This is a genomic window from Streptomyces roseifaciens, from assembly GCF_001445655.1.
Lineage (GTDB): Bacteria > Actinomycetota > Actinomycetes > Streptomycetales > Streptomycetaceae > Streptomyces > Streptomyces aureoversilis.
Genome location: NZ_LNBE01000004.1, coordinates 2,948,439 through 2,970,223, shown reverse-complemented (window position 1 = coordinate 2,970,223; position 21,785 = coordinate 2,948,439). Strand labels below are relative to the sequence as shown.

Below are 21,785 nucleotides of genomic sequence, written 5' to 3'. Positions count from 1 at the left end.
TCTTCCGCCCCCGCGGCGCGCAACCCCCACCGGGGAAACCGGCGGTGCCTGACCGGCCTCGACCCCTACGTGACCGCGTCCTCCTCCGCGGGGGCGGACGCCGCCGCGGCCACGCGCTCGGCCTCCCTGTGCCAGCCGGACTCGTTGCGCAGGCGCAGCCAGGCCGTGGTCTCGTCCGGCGGCATGGCCGCGGCGACGAGCCAGCCCTGGACCGCGTCGCAGCCGAGGTCCCGCAGCCGCTCCCAGGTCTCGTCGTCCTCGACGCCCTCGGCGACGACGAGCAGGCCGAGGGAGTGGGCGAGGTCGAGCGTGCAGCGGACGATCTCGGCGTCCTCGTTGTCGATGGCGAGGCGGGCGACGAACGAGCGGTCGATCTTCAGTTCGCTGACCGGGAGCCGGCGGAGGTGGACCAGGGAGGAGTAGCCCGTGCCGAAGTCGTCCAGCGACATCTTCACCCCGTGCCCCGTCAGCCCCGCCAGGGTGTCCGCGGCCCGCTGCGGGTCCTCCAGCAGGACGTGTTCGGTTATCTCCAGCTGGAGCGCCCCCGCAGGGACCCCGTGCCGGGCCAGCCGCGCCGCGACCGATCCCGCGAACCCGGGAGTGTGAACGTCGCGCGGGGAGACGTTGACGGCGACCGGCACCTCCAGGCCCATGGCCCGCCATTTCGCCACCTGGCCGAGGGCCGTCTCCAGCACGTACTCGGTGAGCCTCGGCATGAGGCCGGAGGATTCGGCGATCGCGATGAACTCGTCCGGGGAGACCCGGCCCCGCTCCGGGTGGACCCAGCGCACCAGCGCCTCCAGGCCCGCGACGTGCCCGTCGAAGCCGACCTTGGGCTGGTAGTGCAGCTCGACGTCGCCCGCGTCGAGCGCGCGCCGCAGGTCGCCGAGGAGGCCGAGGCGGTCGGGGGTGTTGCCGTCGCGGCGGGCCTCGTAGACCTCGACGCCGCTGCGGTCGCGCTTGGCCTGGTACATGGCGACGTCGGCCCGGCGCAGCAGCCCCTCGGCGTCGAGGGCGTGATCGGGGTAGACGGCGACGCCGGCGCTGGCCTCCAGCACGAGGGTGAGCCCGTCGAGGTCGAGCGGCGAGCCCAGCGCGGCCACCAGGGAACGGGCCACGCGCTGGGCGCTGGTGAGGGAGTCGGCGGTGGGCAGCAGCACCGCGAACTCGTCGCCGCCGAGCCGCGCCGCTTCCGCGTCGCGCGGCAGGGCGAGGCGCAGCCGTTCGGCTATCTGCAGCAGCAGCCGGTCCCCCGCGAGGTGGCCGAGGGTGTCGTTGACGGAGCGGAAGCGGTCGAGGTCGATGAGCACGAGGGCGGAGCGGGTACCGGCGCGCTCGGCCTCGTCGAGCGCGCTCCAGGTGCGCTCCAGCAGCCACTGGCGGTTGGGCAGTCCGGTGAGGGGGTCGCGCAGCTGTTCCTCGGCGCGGGCGCGGGCGATCCACAGCGTGGAGTCGAGGGCGATGAGAGGGACGGCGAACAGCGGCAGCAGCAGCGGCGCGTGGTCGGCGACGACGGCGATCAGCGGGGCGATGCCGAGGAGGGCGCCGCCGACGAGGGCCTGCCGGACGAGGGCGGTGCGGGCGATGGTGCTGAGACCGGCCCGGGGGGCCATGGAGTACCAGAGCAGGGCGCGGGTGACCGCGAGGTACATGAAGGCGGCGAGGGCCACCTTGGGGATGGCGGTGAGCGGCCACTCGTCGGGCAGCCAGGGGCGCTCGACGGTGGAGACGACGCCGCACACGGCGAGGGCGAGCCCGGCGGCGCCGATGCCGAGGATGTCGACGGCACCGTGGAGTAAGGCCTGGCGCCAGCGGTGGCGGCGCGCCGTGGCGACGAGCAGGACGACGGCGATGCTGATGAGGACGGCGGGCAGCCAGCCGTAGAGGAGGAGGACGGCGAGGGTGAGGGCGGCGCCGGAGCCCGTGCCGCCCCACCAGCGGTCGCGCCCGAGGGCGACGAGGTGGGCGACGATGAGGCCGGTGAGAACGGCCAGCGACCAGCCGACGGTGTGTCCGGGGAAGACGGAGTGGCCCGCGGTGAGCACCCGGCAGATCCCCGCGGCCAGTGCGAGCACCGCCACGGCGACGCAGACCGTCGGCAGCGCGGGCGGAGGAACCCGGCGCAGCCGGGATGCCGGTTCGGCGCTGTCGGTGGGTTTCATGCCCGTCCCTCTCACAGCCGGCGGTGCCCGCGCCACGGCAGGCGCACATCTCAACAGTAGGCCGCAGAAGGCTACGGCGGGCAGCGATCGGCAGCGGTTGCCCGATTGGGATCCGGCCTCTTGTAGCCATCTGGTATGCGCTGTAGGGGTAATGCCCACTGACTATGCGGGCATTACTCCGCTGGGGTGGCGACCGGTGTGCGAACCTGCCTTCCGCCGGCGGCGCCGCTCCGCGTGGGGCGGGTGACGGCGCGGGTGGTGGGGGGTGCGGAGGGGCTACCCGCACCCCCTGCCCGCTACGCCTCGCCGTGGGTGCTCTCGTCCTCGCCCGCGCCCCCGCCCGCTCCCGCGCCCTCTTGCGGGACGGCCGCTTCCCGCGCCGCGTCGGGGCCTTCGGCGAGGAGCACGGCGAAGCCGTCCTCCTCCAGGACGGGGACCTTCAGCTGCATGGCCTTGTCGTACTTGGACCCGGGGTTGTCGCCGACGACCACGAAGTCCGTCTTCTTCGACACCGAGCCGGTGACCTTGGCGCCCCGGCTCTGCAGGGCCTCCTTGGCGCCGTCGCGGGTGTACGAGGCGAGCGTGCCGGTGACGACGACCGTCAGGCCGGCGAGGGGGCGCGGGCCTTCGTCCTTCCCGGCCTCCTCCTCCATCCGGACGCCGGCGGCGCGCCACTTCTCGATGATCTCGCGGTGCCAGTCCTCGGCGAACCACTCGCGGACGGCGGTGGCGATGGTGCCGGACACTCCCTCCACGGCGCCGAGCTCCTCCTCCGTCGCCGCGGCGATCCGGTCGATCGACCGGAACTCGCGGGCGAGGGCGGCGGCCGCGACCGGGCCCACGTGACGGATGGACAGGCCGTTGATGATGCGGGCCAGGGGGCGCTGCTTGGCCGCCTGGATGTTCTCCAGCATGGCCAGGGCGTTCTTCTTCGGCTCGCCCTTCTGGTTGGCGAAGAAGGTGACGACCTTCTCCTCACCCGTCTTGGGGTCGTGCTTGGGCAGGCCGGAGTCCGGGTCCACGACGTAGGACTTGATGGGCAGCAGTTCCTCGATCTCCAGATCGAAGAGGCCGCCCTCGTTCGTCATGGGCGGGCTGGCGGGCTCCAGGGGCTGGGTGAGCGCGGTGGCCGCCACGTAGCCGAAGTGCTCGATGTCGAGGCACTCGCGACCGGCCAGGTAGTAGAGCCGCTCGCGAATCTGGCCGGGACAGGTGCGGGCGTTGGGGCAGCGGAGGTCGATGTCGCCCTCCTTCATGGGCCGCAGCGGCGTGCGGCACTCGGGGCACTCCGCGGGCATGACGAACTCCCGCTCCGTGCCGTCCCGCAGGTCCACCACCGGGCCGAGGACCTCGGGGATGACGTCGCCCGCCTTGCGGATGACGACCGTGTCGCCGATGAGGACGCCCTTCTTCTTCACGACGTCCTGGTTGTGGAGCGTGGCGAACTCGACCTCGGAGCCGGCGACGGTGACGGGCTCGAAGACGGCCTGCGGGGTGACCCGCCCGGTGCGGCCGACGCCGGTGCGGATGTCGAGGAGCTTGGTGTTGACCTCCTCGGGCGGGTACTTCCAGGCGATGGCCCAGCGGGGGGCGCGGGCCGTGGAACCGAGCCGCCCCTGCAGGGGGATCTCGTCGAGCTTGACGACGACGCCGTCGATCTCGTGCTCCATGGAGTGCCGGACCTTCGGCTCCCCGTAGTGGGCGACGAACTTCCGCACCTCGTCGAGCGAGCCCACGACCTCCGCATGCGCCGCCGTGGGCAGCCCCCACTCGCGCAGCAGCCCGTAGGCCTGCGACTGGCGGTCGATGTCGAAGCCCTCGCGGGCGCCGATGCCGTGGACGACCATGTGCAGCGGGCGGGTGGCGGTGACGCGCGGGTCCTTCTGGCGCAGCGAGCCGGCCGCGGCGTTCCTCGGGTTGGCGAAGGGGGGCTTGCCGGCCTTCACCAGGGCGGCGTTGAGCTCCTCGAACTTCTCCATCGGGAAGTAGACCTCGCCGCGGACCTCGACGAGGGCCGGGATGCGGTCGCCCTTGAGGCGGTCGGGGATCTCGGAGATGGTGCGGACGTTGGGCGTGATGTCCTCGCCGGTGCGGCCGTCGCCGCGGGTGGCGGCGCGGGTGAGGCGGCCGTGCTCGTAGGTGAGGTTGACGGCGAGGCCGTCGACCTTGAGCTCGCACAGGAAGTGGTACGGCGTGCCGCCGCCGATCTCCTTGGCGATGCGCTCGGCCCAGGCGGCCAGCTCCTCGTCGTCGAAGGCGTTGTCGAGGGAGAGCATGCGCTCGCGGTGCTCGACGGCCGTGAACTCCGTCTCATAGGCCCCGGCGACCTTCTGGGTGGGCGAGTCCGGCGTGCGCAGCTCCGGGTGCTCCTCCTCCAGGGCCTCCAGCGAGCGCAGCAGCTTGTCGAACTCGGCGTCGCTGACGACGGGGGCGTCCTTGACGTAGTACCGGAAGCGGTGCTCCTCGACCTGCTCGGCCAGCAGTGCGTGCTTCTCCCGCGCCTCCGCGGGCACGGCGGAGCCCGCCGCGAGCTCTTCGCCTTGCCGTTCGACAGCCACCGTCTCGTCCTCCCGTTGATCCATGAGCGCCGTCACTCAGGGTTGTCTGCGAGTGATTTCGCCGCCCGGGCGCAGTGGGCGAGGGCCGCACGGGCATATGCGGGCGAAGCGCCCGCGAGCCCGCACAAGGGCGTGACGACCACGGACTCCGCGAGAGTCCCCGGTGCCAGCCCCAGCCTGCGCCACAGCGTCCTGACACCCATGACGCTACCGGCAGGGTCTGACAATGGGCCGTCGGTGCCCGGCACCACGCCCACGAACAACGCGGTGCCCGCCTCCACCGCCTCTCCCACCGCTTCTTCCTCACGCTCGGTGAAGAGCGAGAAATCGAACGAGATGCCCTGGAAGCCGGACCGGCGCAGCAGCGCGAAGGGCACGCCGGGGGCGCACGAGTGCACGACCGGTGCCTCGCCGGTGACCTCGCGGGCGACCGTCACCAGATCGCGCAGGGCGCCCTCGACCACGGCCCGGTCGACGGCCCGGTAGGTGCGGTAGCCGCTGGCGGTGCGCACGTGGCCGGTGAGGACGGCGGTCAGCGACGGCTCGTCGAGCTGCAGCACGACGCGGGCGCCGGGCACCCGCCGCCGCACGTCGGCGAGGTGGTTGCGCAGGCCCTCGGCCAGCGAGGCCGTCAGGTCGCGGCAGGCGCCGGCGTCGCCGAGGGCGGCCTCGCCGCCGCGCAGTTCGAGGGCGGCGGCGAGGGTCCACGGGCCGACGGCGGAGACCTTGAGCGCGCCCTCGTAGCCCTGTGTGTACTCCTCCAGCGCGTCCAGGTCCTCGCCCAGCCAGGAGCGGGCGCGCTTGGTGTCGCGGCCCGGGCGGTCGCTGACGCGCCATCCGCTGGGCTCCACGTGCGCGTAGACGTCCACCAGCAGTCCGGTGGTGCGCCCGATCATGTCGGCGCCGGGGCCGCGGGAGGGCAGCTCCGGCAGGTACGGCAGGGTCTCCAGGGAACCGGTGACGGTCCTCGCGGCCTCGCGGGCGTCGCCGCCGGGCATCGACCCGACGCCGGTGGCCGCACCGGCGCCCCAGATCTTCCCCGCTCCCGGCGGACGGCCACCGGACCCCTGGTCGTTGTCGCTCTTGTCGCTCACGCAGGAAGACTACGGGGCGCGCGGCGGCCGGCGCGCAGGCCGATCCAGGCGACGAGCCCGGCCGCCGCGTAGGCGCCCGCGGTCAGCCCGAAGGACGCCGCCGCGCCCGCGTACCAGCCGTCCGCCGCGGTGAGCGCGGCGCTGACGGCGGCGACGCCGACAAGGGAGCCGATCTGGCGGTTGGCGTTGAGGGCGGCGCCCGCGATGCCGGAGTGCTCGGTGCCGGCGGACTCCATGGTGGCGCCGGTCATCGCCGGGGAGGCCATGCCGATGCCGACGTTGAGCGTGGCGAGGACGGTCGCGAGCACCCAGTACGGCATGCCGGGCGAGACGGTGAGGGCCAGGACGAGGGTGCCGGCGGCGGAGACGGCGAGGGTGACCGCGAGGATCACGCGGTTGCCGATGCGGGGGCCGGTCTTCGCGTAGAGGACGTTGCCGAGGAGCCAGACGGCCTGGACGGGCAGCAGCTCCAGGCCGGCCTGCACGGGGCTCGCGCCGCGCGCGTTCTGCAGGAAGAGGCCGAGCATGAACAGCCCGCCGAAGAGGCCGAAGTTGAAGAGGAAGCCGATGGCGTTGGCGGCCGGGAAGCGGGCGTCGGAGAAGAGCGCGCGGGGCAGGACGCGGACCGCCGCACGGCGCTCGCGGACGACGAAGGCGGCGCCGGCGAGGACGGCGACGGCGAGCGGGACCAGCACGCGCGGCGCGCCCCAGCCGAGGTCCGGGCCCTCGATGAGCCCGTAGCTGAGGGCGGCCAGGGCGAGCAGGCCGAGCGCGTGGCCGGCCGCGGCGAGCGGGGCGGGCCGGCCCGGCAGGGGGGCGATGACGCGGCGGGCGAGCACGAGGCCGAGCAGGCCCAGCGGCAGGTTGATCAGGAAGACGGAGCGCCAGCCGAACGTGCCGACGAGGAGGCCGCCGACGGCCGGGCCGAGCCCGGCGGCCACGGAGACGATCGCGGACCACAGGCCGAGGACGCGGGCCCGCTCCCGGGCGCCGGGGAAGGCGGCGAGGAGCAGCGTCAGCGAGCTGGGCATGAACAGCGCCGCCCCGGCGCCCTGCAGGACCCGTCCCGCGATGAGCACGCCCGCCCCGGGCGCGACCGCGGCCAGCAGCGAGGCCGCGGTGAAGAGCGCGAGCCCGGCGAGGTAGGTGCGGCGCGCCCCGTAGCGGCCGGCGAGGGAGCCGGCCAGGAGCAGGAGGGCGGCGAAGGCGAGGACGTAGCCGCTGACGACCCAGGTCAGGCCGGACAGGGAGAGTCCGAGGCCCGCGCGGAGGGAGGGGCCGGCGACGTTGATGATCGTGACGTCGAGCGAGGCCAGCACGAAGCCGAGGGCGAGGGTGAAGATGCCGAGCCCCGGGCGGGCAGGGGCGGCCGGCGGGGCGGGTGCGGCGGGGGCGGCCGCGGAGGAGCGGGTCTGAGCGATCATGGAGATAGTTAAAGCTGTATCGATTACTCAGACAATCATTACAGCTATAACTTTACGAGAGCTATACGAAAGCCCCCGGGGCATCCGTCCCGGGGGCTTCCTCGTGCCCGCACATCGCGGCCTGCACGCCCTACGCGCCTTCCAGCGCCCTCGCCAGCTGGTCCCGCAGGGCAGCCCGTTCCTCGTGCGACATGTGGTCCAGCGGCGAGTCGCGCCCGATGCGCCGCAGCAGCTCCAGGCGCAACTCCCGCCCCGCATCGGTCAGGACGAGCCGCTTGGCCCGCCTGTCCTGCGGGTGCGGCTCGCGCACGACCAGGCCGCGCTTCTCCAGCTTGTCCACCACATAGGTGACGTTCGGCGGCTCGCAGCTCAGGATCGCCGCCAGCTCGCGCGCCGTCCTCGGCCGCCCGAGCTCCTCCAGGGCCTTCGCCTGTGTGGGCGTGAGGTCGAACTCGGCGCTGCGGCCGCGCTGGTGCGCGTCCATGCGCTTGTTGAGCTCGACGACCAGGGACCGTATCTCCTTGACCGAGCACCCGACGGCCGCCGTGTCCTGCACTGCGCTGCTGCTCATGCCGCCAGCGTACGCCGCTGCGTCAGCGACCGGGCCGGACGGACAGGTCGTTGATCTCCGCGTCGCGCGGGAGGTCGATCGCGAGCAGGATCGTCGACGCGACCGACTCGGGGTCGATCCACTGCGACGGGTCGTACTCCTTGCCCTCCTGCTGGTGCACCTTCGCCTGCATGGGGGTCGCGGTGCGGCCGGGGTAGACGCTGGTGACGCGCACGCCGGCCGCGTGCTCCTCGGCCCGCAGCGAGTCCGCGAGCGCCTTCAGGCCGTGCTTGCTCGCGGCGTACGCGCTCCAGCCGGCGTGGGCGTGCAGCCCGGCGCCCGAGTTGACGAAGACGACGTGCCCCTTCGCCACGCGCAGCTGCGGCAGGAAGAGCCGCGTCAGCTCGGCCGGGGAGACCAGGTTGGCGGCGAGCGTGGCGTTCCACGTCTTCGGCGTCAGCTCGCCGACGTCGCCGAGGTCCACGACGCCCGCGACGTGCAGCAGCGTGTCGACCCGGTCGGGCAGCGGCTGCTTGTCGAGGGCCCAGGAGAGCCGGTCCGGGTTGGACAGGTCGGCCACGAGCGTGTGGGCGCCGGGGAACGCGGCGGCCAGCTCCCTGGCCCGGCCGGCGTCCCGCGCCAAGAGGTGGACCTCGTCGCCCCGGTCGAGGAGACGGCGCGCGACCGCCTCCCCGATGCCGGAGCCGGCCCCGGTGATCAGATGTGTTGCCATGGGAGCCAGCTTGCCCTACCGCGGGTGCTACTGCAGACCCGCCGACTCCTCCAGGTACGCCATCGCCCCGAGCCCGTCCTCCGCGAAGAACACCAGCTCGGACAGGGGAAGCGGCAGGAAGCCCTCGTCCTCCATCCGCTGGAACTGCGCCTTGAGGCCGTCGTAGAAGCCGGCCGCGTTGAGCAGGACGACGGGCTTGTCGTGGATGCCGTGCTTCTTCAGCTCCAGGATCTCCGTCGCCTCGTCGAGCGTGCCGGTGCCGCCCACCATGATGACGACGGCGTCGGCCCGCGCGAGCAACTGCGCCTTGCGCTCGGCGAGATCGCGGGTGACGACCATCTCGTCGGCGTTGCCCCGGGCCCGCGCGGCGAGGAACTCCACCGTCACGCCCACCAGCCGGCCGCCGCTCTCCTGCACCCCGTCGGCCATGACCTTCATCAGGCCGGACTCGGAGCCTCCCCACACCAGCGTGTGGCCGCCCCTGCCGATGAGTTCGGCGAACTCGCGGGCGGGGGCGGTGTAGCGGGCGTCGAGGTCGGCGGCGGAACAGAAGACGGCGATGTTCATGGACGCCACCGTACGCGGCCGCGATGGTCCGGCCGCTCTGGGCGGTTTTCGGACCGTTCCTGTCCTTGTGCTGTCCCTGTTACGGCCCCGTTCGGTTGCGGGTTCGTCACAGGGAGCGGCTTGGTTTGGCGGCTTGTAAGAGCGCTGTTAGCGTGACGTGCACTCGTCAGCCGGGCGTCAACAGGCGCTGTTTCCAGCCAATTATCGGGGGAAGTTACCAGTGAAGCTTCGTCATGTCCGCGCGGCCGCGGTCTTCGGAATTGCCGTCGTCGCCCTGACCGGAGCCCGTGGCAGCCACGGCGGCAGCTGCGGAGGCGGCGGCTCCAGCCACAGCAGCAGCAGCTCGACTTCGGGCGGCACGACCACGACGGGCGGTACGACCGGCGACTCCAGCACCGGCGGCACGACCGGCGGCGGTACGAGCACGGACGGCGGCCTCACCACGGGCGGCACCTCCGGCCTCACCACCGGCGGTTCCACGAGCAGCGGGACGTCGACCAGCGGGCTCACCACGGGCGGCAGCAGCACCGGCGGCAGCGCCTCGCGCGACCTCAAGATCGTCAGCTGTGACTACAGCGACACCCGCGGCATCACCGCGAAGATCTCCGTCACCAACCCCAGCCTGACGGACAACTACACCTACACGTTCTCGGTGAAGTTCACCGACTCCAGCGGCACGCTCATCGGCACCCGCAACCGCACCATCCCCTACGTCGGCCCCGGCAAGACCGACACGCAGGACGTCTCCCAGTCCTACGTGCCGAAGGCGGGCACCAGCGTCAGCGGCAAGTGCGCGGTCAACAACGTGATGCGCACCAAGTCGTGACGCACGCCCCCGCGCGCCCCGCCGGGCGCGCGGGCCCGGCCGCGGATCAGGCGCTGTGCGCCGCCCGCGCCGCCGCGCGCTCGGTGGTCGCGATCGTCGCCGAACCGACCACGCGCGTGCCGTCGTAGAGCACGATCGCCTGGCCCGGGGCCACGCCGCGGACCGGCTCGGCGAAGGCCACCTGCAGCTCGCCGCCGACCAGCTCGGCCGTCACCTCGGTCTCCCCGCCGTGGGCGCGGAGCTGGGCGGTGTACGTGCCCGAGCCCTCGGGGGCCACGCCGCACCAGCGGGGGCGGATGGCCGTCAGGGCGATGACGTCGAGCGCCTCCACCGGGCCCACCGTCACCGTGTTGTTCACCGGCGAGATGTCCAGGACGTAGCGCGGCTTGCCGTCCGGGGCCGGGTGGCCGATGCGCAGGCCCTTGCGCTGGCCGATCGTGAAGCCGTACGCGCCCTCGTGGGTGCCGACCTTCGCGCCCGTCTCGTCGACGATGTCGCCCTCGGCCCGGCCGAGGCGCTTCGCCAGGAAGCCGCGGGTGTCGCCGTCGGCGATGAAGCAGATGTCGTGGCTGTCGGGCTTCTTCGCCACGGCCAGGCCGCGGCGCTCCGCCTCCGCGCGGATCTCGTCCTTCGTGGTGACCGTGTCGCCCAGCGGGAACATCGCGTGGGCCAGCTGCCGGTCGTCCAGCACGCCGAGGACGTAGGACTGGTCCTTCGCCATGTCGCTCGCGCGGTGCAGCTCGCGGGTGCCGTCCTCGTTGAGGACGACCGTCGCGTAGTGGCCGGTGCACACCGCGTCGAAGCCCAGCGCGAGCGCCTTGTCCAGCAGCGCCGCGAACTTGATCTTCTCGTTGCAGCGCAGGCAGGGGTTGGGCGTGCGCCCGGCCTCGTACTCGGCGACGAAGTCCTCGACGACGTCCTCGCGGAAGCGCTCCGCCAGGTCCCAGCAGTAGAAGGGGATGCCGATGACGTCCGCGGCGCGGCGGGCGTCGCGGGAGTCCTCGATGGTGCAGCAGCCGCGCGCGCCCGTGCGGAAGGACTGCGGGTTCGCCGACAGCGCGAGGTGCACGCCGGTCACGTCGTGGCCGGCCTCGGCGGCGCGGGCCGCGGCGACGGCGGAATCGACGCCGCCGGACATGGCGGCGAGCACGCGGAGCCCCTTGCGGGGGGCGCGGAGGTCGGGGGCACCGGGAAAGTCAGTCATAGCCCTACCAGGGTACGGGGGCGGCTCGCGCCGTGGCTCCCGGGTTTGTACGGGGCCCGTACGGCACGGCGGACGGCGCCGTGCGGCACCGCCGGACCGCACCGTCCCGGTTGCCCGCCGTCGCGGCGGGAGATCTTGCCGACGCTCCGAGACGACGGCTCCCACGGCGACGCCCACCCGTGGTGCCCGGCCGGCACGAGGCCACTCGGCACCGCCGGACCGCGCCGTCCCGGTTGCCCGCCGTCGCGGCGGAAGGGACATGCCGGGGCGCCGGGCCCTCCTTCCGCCGCAGCGCGGTCCGGCGGTGGCCCGGCGGCCCCGGGGTGGTCCGGTCCTGGAACGGTGGCGGTGCCGTGTGCGTTTCGGTCAGGTAGGGGACGCGCACGTCAGGGGGCACGGGGTGGAAGCGGAGCACATAGGGCGGCGGCGGGTGCTCATCGGGGGCGCCGCCGCACTCGCCGCGGCCGGCACTGCTGGATACGCCGGGCGGGACGAGATCGAGCGCTGGTGGTGGCGGGTGTCCCGCAAGGAGAGGCCGCGTACCGACGGCGTGCTCGATCATCCCGGCGCCGAGTGGGTCGCCGCGTCGTCGGCGAACTGGCGCCGCGCCGAGCGGCCGGACGACTACGCCGTCGACCGCATCGTCGTTCACGTCGTCCAGGGCGGCTACGGCGACGCCCTCCGCGTCTTCCGCGACCCCCTGCACGAGGCCGCCGCGCACTACGTCGTGCGCAAGGACGGGCACATCGCCCAGACCGTCCGCGAGCTGGACGTGGCCTTCCACGCCGGGAACCGCCGGTTCAACGAGCGCAGCATCGGCATCGAGCACGAGGGCTACGTGGACCGGCCCCGCGGCTTCACGGACGCCATGTACGCCTCGTCCGCCCGCCTCGCGGCCGGGATCTGCACCCGCTACCGGATCCCCGTGGACCGCACGCACATCGTCGCCCACTCCGAGGTTCCGGGGACCGATCACACCGATCCCGGGCCCCACTGGGACTGGGACCGGTACCTGCGGCTCGTACGGGAAGCGGCGCCCGCTAGCTGAGGCCCGCCGAGCGCGCCCGTTCCACCACCGGGCCGATGGCCTCCGCCACGGCCGCGACGTCCGCCTCCGTGGAGGTGTGGCCCAGCGAGAAGCGCAGGGTGCCGCGCGCCAGGTCCGCGTCCGTGCCCGTGGCCAGGACGACGTGGCTCGGCTGGGCCACGCCCGCCGTGCACGCGGAGCCCGTGGAGCACTCGATGCCCTGCGCGTCCAGGAGCAGCAGCAGGGAGTCGCCCTCGCAGCCGGGGAAGGAGAAGTGGGCGTTGGCGGGGAGCCGGCCGGCGGGGTCGGGGTCGCCGCCGAGGACGGCGTCCGGGACGGCCGTCCGTACGGACGCGATCAGGCTGTCGCGCAGCGCGCCGACCTCGCGCGCGAAGTCCGCGCGCCGTGCGGCGGCGAGCTCGCCCGCGACGGCGAAGGCGGCGACGGCGGGCACGTCGAGCGTCCCGGAGCGCACGTGGCGCTCCTGGCCGCCGCCGTGGAGCAGCGGCACGGGCGCGTACCGGCGGCCCAGGAGGAGCGCGCCGATGCCGTACGGGCCGCCGATCTTGTGCCCGCTGACGGTCATCGCGGCCAGCCCGGACGCGGCGAAGTCGACGTCGAGCTGGCCGACGGCCTGCACGGCGTCCGCGTGCAGCGGGACGTCGAACTCGGCCGCGGCGGCGGCGAGTTCGTGCACCGGCATGACGGTGCCGATCTCGTTGTTGGCCCACATGACGGTGGCCAGGGCCACGTCGCCGGGGTTGCGGGCGATGGCCTCGCGCAGGGCGTCGGCGTGCACGCGGCCGTAGGAGTCGACGGGCAGGTACTCGACGGTGGCGCCCTCGTGCTCGCCGAGCCAGTGCACGGCGTCGAGGACGGCGTGGTGCTCGACGGGGCTGGCGAGGATGCGTATGCGGGCGGGGTCGGCGGCCCGGCGGGCCCAGTACAGGCCCTTGACGGCGAGGTTGTCGGCTTCCGTGCCGCCCGCGGTGAACACCATTTCGCTGGGGCGCGCGCCGAGCGCCGCGGCGAGGGACTCGCGGGCCTCCTCGACGGTGCGGCGCGCCCGCCGCCCGGCGGCGTGCAGCGAGGAGGCGTTTCCGGTGAGGGCGAGCTGGGCGGTCATCGCCTGCACCGCCTCCGGGAGCATCGGGGTGGTGGCGGCGTGGTCGAGGTAGGCCATGGTGGGGACGATTCTACGAGGCGCGGCCGGGCGCCGTACCGGGCGTTCCGGCCCCCGGGCCGCCGCCTGCCCGTGGGGCGCCGTCAGGGCGCCGCGGCCCGCCCCCGTACAGCTCGGCCGTCGCCGCCGCGACCCGCGCGAGGTCCGCCCGGACCTCCTCCGGGGAGAGGACCTCGACGTCGGGGCCGAAGGAGAGCAGGGAGCGGGCGGCGCGGAGTTCGGGCAGGCGGAGTTCGACGACGGCGGGGTCGTCCGCGGAGGGCGGGACGGCCAGGAGGGGGCCGAGGATGCGCAGGAACATGTCGAGCCGCGAGCGCCGCACCGTGGCGGTCACCCGGAGGTCCGCCGGGCGCTCTTCGACCCCGCGCCGCAGCACCTCCCACGCGTCGGCGAGCTCCACGCCCGCGCGGCGGCGCACCGCGTCCGCGGTGACGGTCACGGCGGTCATGCGGTCGGCGCGGAAGAGCCGGGGCCGGGCCCGCCGGTCGGCGACGAGGTACCAGACGCCGGCCTTGGCGACGAGGCCGTAGGGGTCGACGGTGTACGTGCGGGGCTGTTCCTGTCCTCCGTGGCGGTAGCGCAGGCGCAGCCGCCGGTCGGTGAAGACGGCGGCCTGCAGCTCGCCGACGTCGGCACCCTCGTGGCCTCCCCCGGGGCCGTTCAGCCAGCGCACGGGGTCGACGAGGATGCGGCGGCTGGTGGCCTCGGCGGCGGGGCGGTGCGGGGCGGGCAGGGCGGCCATGACCTTGTGCAGGGCGGAGCCGAGGGCGCCGTCGAGGCCGAGGTCGGCGTGCGTGCTGCCGGTCGCGAGGACGAACAGGGCGCGGGCCTCGTCGGCGGTGAGGCCCGTGACGTCCGTCCGGTAGCCGGGGAGCAGCGCGATGCCGCCGTGGCGGCCGCGCTCGGCGTAGACGGGCACGCCTGCGGCCGACAGGGATTCGACGTCGCGGTAGACGGTGCGGACGGACACCTCGAGCCGGTCGGCCAGTTCGCGGGCGGGCACGCGGCCGCGGGTCTGGAGGAACAGCAGGATCGACAGCAGGCGGTCGGATTTCACGGGATCAAGGATGCCCCGGGGTCCGTAGGAAAACCTGACGACGGTTGTCAGGTTATGGCGGGATGCTCTGCGTGTTCCCGAACCGACGGATCTCCTGGAGTCGCACATGACCGGCACGGCCGCCCTCACCGACCCCCGCCCCCTGATGGACCGCGCCGTCGCCCAGGTGGCGGCCCTCGTCGCCGCCGTGCCCGCGGAGCGGCTCGGCGACCCGACCCCGTGCGCGGAGTTCGACGTGCGGGCCCTGCTGGGCCACCTCGTGGCCGGCGTGCACGACGGCGCGCAGCTGGGCGAGAAGGGCACGGTGGAGTGGAGCAAGCCGCCCACGGACGTCGCGGACGACGCCTGGGGCCGGGCCTACGACGAGGGGCGGGCGCGGCTGGCGGCGGCCTGGGCGGACGACGCCAAGCTGGCGCGGCAGGTGAGCGTGGAGTGGGGGACGTTCCCCGGGGCCGTGTACCTGACGTCCGGCATGGTGCTGGAGAGCGTCACGCACGCCTGGGACCTGTCGCAGGCGCTGGGGCACCCGCTCCCGCTGGACCAGGAGCTGGCCGAACCGGCGCTGGGCTGGGCGCAGCAGTTCCTGCCGGCGGACCGGCGGGGCGGGGAGGTCCCGTTCGGTCCGGTGCGGCCCGCGCCCGAGGGCGCGGACGCGTACGCGCGGCTGGCGGCGTGGCTGGGGCGGGAGGTGGCGTAGCCCCGTGCCTGTGGCACGGGGCGGGCTCCGGCCCGTCAGTGCCGTGGGGCCACCGCCAGCTGCCGGGACTGTGCGACGAGCCGGTCCTCGCTGTCCCAGACCTCCGCGTCCTCCTCCAGGTAGCCGCCCGCCAGGTTGCGCGTGGTGACGGCGATGCGGACGGGGCCGGGGGCGGGCCGGCAGCGGATGTGGGCGGTCAGCTCGACGGTGGGCACCCAGCCGGTCAGGCCCAGCTCGAAGGTGGTCGGGGGGAGTGCGTCGACCGCGAGCAGCAGTGCCAGCGGGTCGAGGGGGCGGCCGTCCGCCAGGCCGAACCAGGCGCGCATCTCGCCGCTCCCGCCGGGCTGCCCGACCGCCCAGCCCGCGGTCGCGGGGTCGAGGCGGATGTCGAGGCGGGCGGCGATCTCGGCGAGGGGGTGGGAGGCGTCGCCGTGCTCCTTGCCGAGGCAGTGCTCGTACGGGGGCATGGCGGGCGGCTTGGCCGTGGTGCGGACGTCGTCGCTGAGGGCGCCGAGGTCGCCGTAGGTGGCGAGGACGCGGATGCGCTCGGTCTCGGTGCCGTCGGCGGCGGTCTGCACGAGGGAGGCCTGGCCGGTGGAGAGCGCGCGGCCGGTGCGCACGGTCTCGGTGCGGATGACCGCGGGGCCGGGCCGGGTGACGGACAGGTAGTGCGCGGTGACGGTGAACGGGTCGGGGTGGGGCAGGTGCGCGCCGAGGCCCCGGCCGAGGAGGGCGAGGAGGTAGCCGCCGTTGACGGCGCCGCCGATGCTCCACCCGGCGGGAAGTTCCACGTCGTGGACGCCGGGGGCGCGGGGGGTCAGTGCGCTGTCGCGGTCGAATTCGCTGTCACCGATGGTTGCCTGTGCCATGCCGGTCACGCTACACCCGGAAGTTACCCATCGGTAGGCTCTAGGTGAAGGGTCAACGACCCGGGTGACACCGCGCCGTCACACCTCTTCCGAAGCCGCGCTCCGGCGGTGCCACGCGCGCGGCGCCCGCCAGTGGAAGTGCATCGCGAACAGCCGCAGCACGAACGCGGTCACCACGGGCAGCGCGTACGTCGCGCCGTCGAGCGCCTCGAAGCGGAGCAGCAGCGCGGCCAGCGCGGCCCCGACCATCGCCGGCACCGCGTACAGGTCGCGGTCCCAGCGCAGCAGCGACGGCACCTCGTGCGCGAGTATGTCGCGCAGCACGCCGCCGCCGACCGCCGTGGCCAGCCCGAGCGTGGCGGCGAAGACCAGGCCCAGCCCGTGCCCGTACGCCTTGACCGTGCCCGTGACGCAGAACAGCCCGAGCCCCGCGGCGTCGAAGACCCCCACCGCCTTGGTGATCCGCTCGACCTCCGGGTGCAGGAAGAACACGATCACCGTGGCGATCAGCGGCGTGAGGAAGTAGCCGAGGTCGGTGAAGGCCGCGGGCGGCACGGCACCGATGATCACGTCCCGGATCAGCCCGCCGCCCAGCGCCGTGACCTCCGCCAGGACCGCCATGCCGAAGACGTCGAAGTTCTTCCGGACGGCGAGCAGGGCACCGGAGATCGCGAAGACGAAGATCCCGGCGATGTCCAGCGAATGCTGGACGGAGGGGCTGAACAGGTCGGTGAGCACCAGACATTCTTACTCAGCCGGAAGCCCCTTCCGGACCCTCAGCCCGCCGGGGCCCCCTCCGGCGCGTTCTCCGGGTGGTGGCAGGCCACCTGGTGCCCCGGCTCCAGCGCCACCATCGGCGGCTCCTGCGCCGCGCAGACCTCCGTCGCCTTCCAGCACCGGGTGTGGAAGCGGCACCCGGACGGCGGCGAGATCGGCGAGGGCACGTCGCCCTTGAGCAGGATGCGCTCGCGCTTGGTGCGCCGCTTGGGGTCGGGCACGGGCACGGCGGACAGCAGCGCCTTGGTGTACGGGTGCATCGGCTTGGTGTAGAGCGACGTGCGGTCGGTGAGCTCCACGAGCTTGCCGAGGTACATCACGGCGATGCGGTCCGAGACGTGGCGGATGACCGACAGGTCGTGCGCGATGATCACGTACGTCAGGCCGAGCTCGTCCTGGAGGTCGTCGAGCAGATTGACCACCTGAGCCTGGATCGACACGTCCAGCGCGGACACCGGCTCGTCCGCGACGACGAGCTTCGGCTTGAGCGCGAGGGCGCGCGCGATGCCGATGCGCTGCCGCTGGCCGCCGGAGAACTCGTGCGGGTAGCGGTTGTAGTGCTCCGGGTTGAGCCCCACCAGCTCCAGCAGCCGCTGCACCTCCTTCTTCACCCCGCCCTCGGGGGCGATGCCCTGCAGCTTGAACGGCGCGCCGACGATGGTGCCGACGGTGTGCCGGGGGTTCAGCGAGGAGTACGGGTCCTGGAAGATCATCTGGATGTCGCGGCGCAGCGGGCGCATGCCCGCCACGCTCAGGTGGCTGATGTCCTTGCCCTGGAACGCGACCCGGCCGCCCGTCGGCTCCAGCAGCCGGGTGATCAGCCGCCCCATGGTGGACTTGCCGCAGCCGGACTCCCCCACCACGCCCAGGGTCTCCCCCGTGCGGACGTCGAAGGTGAGGCCGTCCACGGCCTGCACCGCGCCGACCTGGCGGCGCAGCAGCCCCTTGGTGATCGGGAAGTGCTTGACCAGGCCCTCGACCGTGAGGAGGGCCGCGGGCCCGTCGTTCGCCTGCTGCGCGGGAATGGTCATCTCGTGGTCCTTCACAGCTTCGGCGCGATCTCTTCGGTCCAGATGCGGGTCCGTTCCTCCGCGGGCAGGTGACAGGCGGACCAGTGCCCGCCGCTCCCCGGGGCGGCGGCGCCGCCGGACACCGGGCGCAGCTCGGGCCGCTCCGTGCGGGTGACCCCGCCGGCGGGCACGTCGGCGTACGGGCAGCGCGGGTTGAAGGCGCAGCCGGACGGCACGTTGATCAGGCTGGGCGGGGAGCCCTTGACCGGGATCAGCCGCTCGGTCTGCTCTCGGTCGATGCGGGGCATGGAGCCGAGCAGGCCCCAGGTGTAGGGGTGCTGGGGCTCGTAGAAGACCTTCTCGGCGGGCCCGCGCTCCACGCAGCGGCCGCCGTACATCACGAGGATGTCGTCGGCCAGCTCGGCGACGACGCCGAGGTCGTGGGTGATGACGATGACCGCCGAGCCGAACTCCTTCTGCAGGTCGCGGATGAGGTCGAGGATCTGCGCCTGCACGGTCACGTCCAGGGCGGTGGTCGGCTCGTCCGCGATGAGGAGCTCGGGGTTGTTGACGAGCGCCATGGCGATCATGGCGCGCTGGCGCATGCCGCCGGAGAACTGGTGGGGGTAGTCGTCCACCCTGCGGTCCGGCTGCGGGATGCCGACCCGGTCCAGGAGCTCGACGGCGCGCTTGCGGGCGGCCTTCTTGTCCGCGCCGGCGTTGTGCACCAGGTACGCCTCGGTGATCTGGTGGCCGATCGTGAAGTACGGGTGCATGGCCGACAGCGGGTCCTGGAAGATCATCGCCATCTCGCGGCCGCGCAGCCGCCGCACCTCGTCGGGGTCGGCGGTCATCAGCTCCTTGCCGTCGAGCCAGACCTCGCCGGAGATGCGGGCCTTGCCGCGGCCGTACTGGCCGACGGTGTGCAGGCCCATGATGCCGAGCGAGGTGACCGACTTGCCCGACCCGGACTCCCCGACGATGCCGAGCGTCCTGCCCTTCTCCAGCTGGAAGGAGAGCCCGTCGACGGACTTGACCAGCCCGTCGTCGGTGGGGAAGTGGATGCGCAGGTCGCGCACGTCGAGGAAGGCGGCGGGCGGCTGCCCCGGGTGCGGGGCGGGGTCGGTGGTCACGAGAGCCTCACTCGGGGGTCGATCACGGCGTACAGGAGGTCCACGACCAGGTTGGCGAAGACGACGGCGGAGGCGGTGATCAGCGTGACGCCGAGGATCATCGGCAGGTCGCGCTCGTTGATCGCCGCGACCGCGGCCTGGCCCAGGCCGGGCAGGCTGAAGGCCGTCTCGGTGAGGATGGCGCCGCCGACCAGCGCCCCGAGGTCCATGCCGAGCACGGTGAGGATCGGGGTCATGGTGGAGCGCATCGCGTGCTTGCCGATGACGACGGGTTCGGCGAGGCCCTTGGCGCGGGCCGTGCGGATGTAGTCCTCGCCGAGGACCTCCAGCATGGTGGCCCGGGTCAGCCGGGCGTACATGGCCGCGTAGAGGAAGGCGAGGGTCACCCAGGGCAGGATCAGGCCGCCGAACCAGCCGCCGGGGTCGTCCGCGAACGAGGTGTACTCGCCCCCGACCCAGCCGAGCTTGTACTTGAAGACCGCGAGCGAGAGCAGGGCCGTGAAGTAGATCGGCAGGGAGACGCCGCTCAGGGCCACGGTCATGGCGGTGCGGTCCCAGACGGTGCCGCGCTTGAGGGCGGAGACGACGCCGGTCAGGACGCCGCCGGTGACCCACAGCAGGCAGGCGCCGCCGGCGAGCGAGAGGGTGACGGGCAGCCGGCTGGTCAGCTCGGGCCAGATGGGGCTCTCGTGGCGGAACGAGTAGCCGAAGCAGGGCGCCGGGCAGTGGATGGAGTCGCCCGTGCTGACGTAGTCCCGGCCGGCGAAGAGCCCGGTGACGAAGTTCCAGAACTGTTCGAGGATCGGCTTCCCGAGCCCCAGCTTCTGCCGGATGCCCTCGATGGCCTCCGGGTCCGCCTGTTTGCCGACGTACATCAGCGCGGGGTCGGAACCGGTGAACTTCGGGATCGCGAAGAAGATGCCGAAGGTCACCAGGATGACCACGAGCAGCATCACGATGACGGCGAAGAGCCGCCTGACGATATAAGCGAACACTGCGGTCGGCCCGGCGGCGGCCCGGAGGCGCCCCCCTGGGGAAGAGGGGGGCGTCCCCGGTCGTCGCGCTCGGCCCTCACCTGCCCTTCGTGCCTAGCGGCGGGTGCGCCGGCGGAGCGGACGGACTGTCACTTGACGACGCCCAGCGAGGCGTAGTCGTAGCGGCCGTTGTAGGCGTCGGCTGTGTAGACGTTGGTCAGCCGGGAGCTGCGCCAGATGATGTTCTTCTCGTAGGTGAAGGGCAGGTACCAGGCGCCTTCCATGACCTTCTTGTTGGCCTCCTGGTAGACCTTCCCGGCCTTCTCGGGGTCGGTCTCGGCGATGCCGTCGTCCAGGAGCTTGTTGACCGCCGGGTCGTCGAGCTCGGGGTAGTTCTGGTTGCCGCTCTGCTGGATGAAGCGGCCGTCCACGATCGGCTGCAGGAAGCCCTGGCCGCTGGGGAAGTCCGAGCCCCAGCCCATGATGATGATGCCGTAGCCCTTGGCCTTGACGTTCTTGGGCGAACCGATGATGCCGGTGCTCTGCGCGCCGTCGTACTTGTCGATCTGCGCATCGATGCCGATGGCCTTCAGGGACGCCTGCAGCGACTCCGCGGAGGCGACCTCCTGCATCTTGTTGTTGCGCACCGCGATGGTCGTCCTGAAGCCGTCCGGCTTGCCGCAGGCCTTCAGCTCCTCCTTGGCCTTGGCCACGTCGGGCTTGCCCTGCTTCATGTTGTACGGGTCGTAGCCGGCGTCGTGGCCCTTGACGGCCGGCGGCAGCATGCTGATGCCGATGTCGCCGCCCGCCTGGGGGCCGCCGCGCGCGGTCTGCAGCGAGGTGTGGTCGGCGCCGTAGATGACGGCCTTGCGGCAGTGCTCGTTGTCGAACGGGGCGACGGTCTTGGGGAACGCCGCGTAGCGGATGAAGCCGGTCTGCGGGTTGTCGACGTTGCCCTTGCGCTCCTTGAGGGCCTTCTGCCGGCCCGCCGAGCCCATGCCGGTGGCGTTGATGTCGAGGTCGTAGTCGCCCTTGAGGAGCCGGTTGTCCATGTCGTCGGCGTTGGTGATCAGCGTGACGGAGATCTTGTCCGGCAGGGCCTTGCGGACCGGGTCGGAGTCCCTGTTCCACTTGTCGTTGCGGACCAGTTCCAGCCCCTTGTTCGGGCTGTACGAGACGAACTTGTACGGCCCGCTGGAGAACGGCTTCTGGCCGTAGCGCTCGGCGGTGTCCTTGTCGGGGCGGACCGGGGCCGCGGCGGGCAGCGCGAGCATCTGCAGGAAGTCGCCGTTGGGCTTGGGCAGCTTGAAGACGATCGTCTTCTCGTCCGGCGTCTCGATCGCCTTCAGACCCAGCTTGTCCTTGCTCTCGTCCTTGTACGGGCCCTTGTAGGTCTTCTCCGGGTCCAGGACCTGCATCAGCCAGGTGGGCCCGCCGGAGATCTTGTCGGTGGCCCAGGTGCGCTCGATGCCGTACTTGATGTGCTGGGCGGTGACCGGCTGGCCGTCCTCCCAGGTCAGGCCCGGCCTGAGGGTGAAGGTGTAGGTCTTCTTGTCGTCCGAGACCTTGCCGGTGTCGGTGGCCATGTCCGGCACGACCTCGGAGCTCTGGGCACCGGGCGCGGGCTTCGAGGTGACCAGGGTCCGCGTGTAGTAGCGGGCGAAGTCCCACACGAATCCGTAGTAACCGCGCTGCGGGTCCCAGGAGTCGGCGTCCTGCGTGCCGATGAACTTGAGCTCCCCGCCCTTCTTGTCTGAGGCCGCGGCGAGCTTGCCGACGCCGGCGTTGAAGCCCGCGCCCTTGCCGTCCCCGCTGCTGCTCTTGCTCCCGCCGCCGCCACAGGCGGCGGTGGTGACCAGGGCCGCGACCACGAGGGCCGCCCCGGCGGCCGGCCTCCGCCTCGAATTTCTCTGTGTTCTCAAGGTGTCGCGACCTCCGTG

19 protein-coding genes are annotated in these 21,785 nt (G+C 73.0%); 3 read left to right on the top strand and 16 right to left on the bottom strand.

Going from position 1 to position 21,785, the window contains the following annotated elements:
• Window positions 1-65: 65 nt before the first annotated feature.
• From AS857_RS30550 to AS857_RS30520, 7 genes are all read right to left on the bottom strand, one after another.
• Complete coding sequence (locus AS857_RS30550) at window positions 66-2,162, bottom strand: putative bifunctional diguanylate cyclase/phosphodiesterase (protein WP_058046397.1); 2,097 nt, start codon at window positions 2,160-2,162, stop codon at window positions 66-68.
• Window positions 2,163-2,458: 296 nt separating this feature from the next.
• On the bottom strand, window positions 2,459-4,744 hold the full coding sequence (gene ligA, locus AS857_RS30545) for an NAD-dependent DNA ligase LigA (RefSeq protein WP_058046396.1): 2,286 nt from the start codon (window positions 4,742-4,744) through the stop codon (window positions 2,459-2,461).
• 8 nt (window positions 4,745-4,752) lie between these two features.
• On the bottom strand, window positions 4,753-5,754 hold the full coding sequence (locus tag AS857_RS30540) for a methionine synthase (protein WP_275477393.1): 1,002 nt from the start codon (window positions 5,752-5,754) through the stop codon (window positions 4,753-4,755).
• 56 nt (window positions 5,755-5,810) lie between these two features.
• Window positions 5,811-7,238: an MFS transporter gene (locus AS857_RS30535; protein WP_079110736.1), complete on the bottom strand. Its 1,428-nt coding sequence runs from the start codon at window positions 7,236-7,238 to the stop codon at window positions 5,811-5,813.
• Window positions 7,239-7,368: 130 nt separating this feature from the next.
• Window positions 7,369-7,809, bottom strand: coding sequence for a MarR family winged helix-turn-helix transcriptional regulator (locus tag AS857_RS30530; RefSeq protein ID WP_079110735.1), 441 nt, complete (start codon window positions 7,807-7,809; stop codon window positions 7,369-7,371).
• A gap of 22 nt (window positions 7,810-7,831) precedes the next feature.
• Window positions 7,832-8,521, bottom strand: coding sequence for an SDR family oxidoreductase (locus AS857_RS30525; protein WP_058046395.1), 690 nt, complete (start codon window positions 8,519-8,521; stop codon window positions 7,832-7,834).
• 27 nt (window positions 8,522-8,548) lie between these two features.
• On the bottom strand, window positions 8,549-9,088 hold the full coding sequence (locus AS857_RS30520; protein WP_058046394.1) for an LOG family protein: 540 nt from the start codon (window positions 9,086-9,088) through the stop codon (window positions 8,549-8,551).
• Between the two features lie 220 nt (window positions 9,089-9,308).
• Here AS857_RS30520 and AS857_RS30515 point away from each other — a divergent pair, with 220 nt between their 5' ends.
• The gene (locus AS857_RS30515; protein ID WP_058046393.1) at window positions 9,309-9,914 is read left to right on the top strand and encodes a hypothetical protein; all 606 of its coding nucleotides are present in this window, start codon (window positions 9,309-9,311) and stop codon (window positions 9,912-9,914) included.
• Between the two features lie 46 nt (window positions 9,915-9,960).
• Here AS857_RS30515 and mnmA read toward each other — a convergent pair whose 3' ends face one another.
• On the bottom strand, window positions 9,961-11,118 hold the full coding sequence (gene mnmA, locus AS857_RS30510; RefSeq protein ID WP_058046392.1) for a tRNA 2-thiouridine(34) synthase MnmA: 1,158 nt from the start codon (window positions 11,116-11,118) through the stop codon (window positions 9,961-9,963).
• A 400-nt stretch (window positions 11,119-11,518) separates the two neighbouring features.
• On the opposite strand from mnmA, the gene AS857_RS30505 reads away from it, so the two are divergent.
• Complete coding sequence (locus tag AS857_RS30505; protein ID WP_245700577.1) at window positions 11,519-12,166, top strand: N-acetylmuramoyl-L-alanine amidase; 648 nt, start codon at window positions 11,519-11,521, stop codon at window positions 12,164-12,166.
• Here the strand turns inward: AS857_RS30505 and AS857_RS30500 are convergent.
• On the bottom strand, window positions 12,159-13,328 hold the full coding sequence (locus AS857_RS30500) for a cysteine desulfurase family protein (RefSeq protein WP_058046390.1): 1,170 nt from the start codon (window positions 13,326-13,328) through the stop codon (window positions 12,159-12,161). The genes AS857_RS30505 and AS857_RS30500 overlap by 8 nt on opposite strands.
• 13 nt (window positions 13,329-13,341) lie before the next feature.
• Window positions 13,342-14,385 carry a helix-turn-helix transcriptional regulator gene (locus tag AS857_RS30495; RefSeq protein WP_058046389.1) on the bottom strand — a complete coding sequence of 348 codons (1,044 nt, stop codon included), beginning with the start codon at window positions 14,383-14,385 and terminating at the stop codon, window positions 13,342-13,344.
• A gap of 106 nt (window positions 14,386-14,491) precedes the next feature.
• Between AS857_RS30495 and AS857_RS30490 the strand changes: the two genes are divergently transcribed.
• On the top strand, window positions 14,492-15,082 hold the full coding sequence (locus AS857_RS30490) for a TIGR03086 family metal-binding protein (RefSeq protein WP_058046388.1): 591 nt from the start codon (window positions 14,492-14,494) through the stop codon (window positions 15,080-15,082).
• A 35-nt stretch (window positions 15,083-15,117) separates the two neighbouring features.
• Here the strand turns inward: AS857_RS30490 and AS857_RS30485 are convergent, their stop codons facing one another.
• From AS857_RS30485 to AS857_RS30460, 6 genes are all read right to left on the bottom strand, one after another.
• Window positions 15,118-15,951 carry a thioesterase family protein gene (locus AS857_RS30485; protein ID WP_058046387.1) on the bottom strand — a complete coding sequence of 278 codons (834 nt, stop codon included), beginning with the start codon at window positions 15,949-15,951 and terminating at the stop codon, window positions 15,118-15,120.
• Window positions 15,952-16,029: 78 nt separating this feature from the next.
• On the bottom strand, window positions 16,030-16,689 hold the full coding sequence (locus tag AS857_RS30480) for a trimeric intracellular cation channel family protein (protein ID WP_058046386.1): 660 nt from the start codon (window positions 16,687-16,689) through the stop codon (window positions 16,030-16,032).
• A 38-nt stretch (window positions 16,690-16,727) separates the two neighbouring features.
• The gene (locus AS857_RS30475) at window positions 16,728-17,759 is read right to left on the bottom strand and encodes an ABC transporter ATP-binding protein (protein WP_058047171.1); all 1,032 of its coding nucleotides are present in this window, start codon (window positions 17,757-17,759) and stop codon (window positions 16,728-16,730) included.
• An 11-nt stretch (window positions 17,760-17,770) separates the two neighbouring features.
• Complete coding sequence (locus AS857_RS30470) at window positions 17,771-18,871, bottom strand: ABC transporter ATP-binding protein (RefSeq protein WP_058046385.1); 1,101 nt, start codon at window positions 18,869-18,871, stop codon at window positions 17,771-17,773.
• Window positions 18,868-19,866, bottom strand: coding sequence for an ABC transporter permease (locus tag AS857_RS30465; protein WP_058046384.1), 999 nt, complete (start codon window positions 19,864-19,866; stop codon window positions 18,868-18,870). Before AS857_RS30465 ends, AS857_RS30470 begins: the two co-directional genes overlap by 4 nt.
• A 128-nt stretch (window positions 19,867-19,994) precedes the next feature.
• Window positions 19,995-21,767, bottom strand: coding sequence for an ABC transporter substrate-binding protein (locus AS857_RS30460; RefSeq protein ID WP_058046383.1), 1,773 nt, complete (start codon window positions 21,765-21,767; stop codon window positions 19,995-19,997).
• Window positions 21,768-21,785 lie beyond the last annotated feature (18 nt).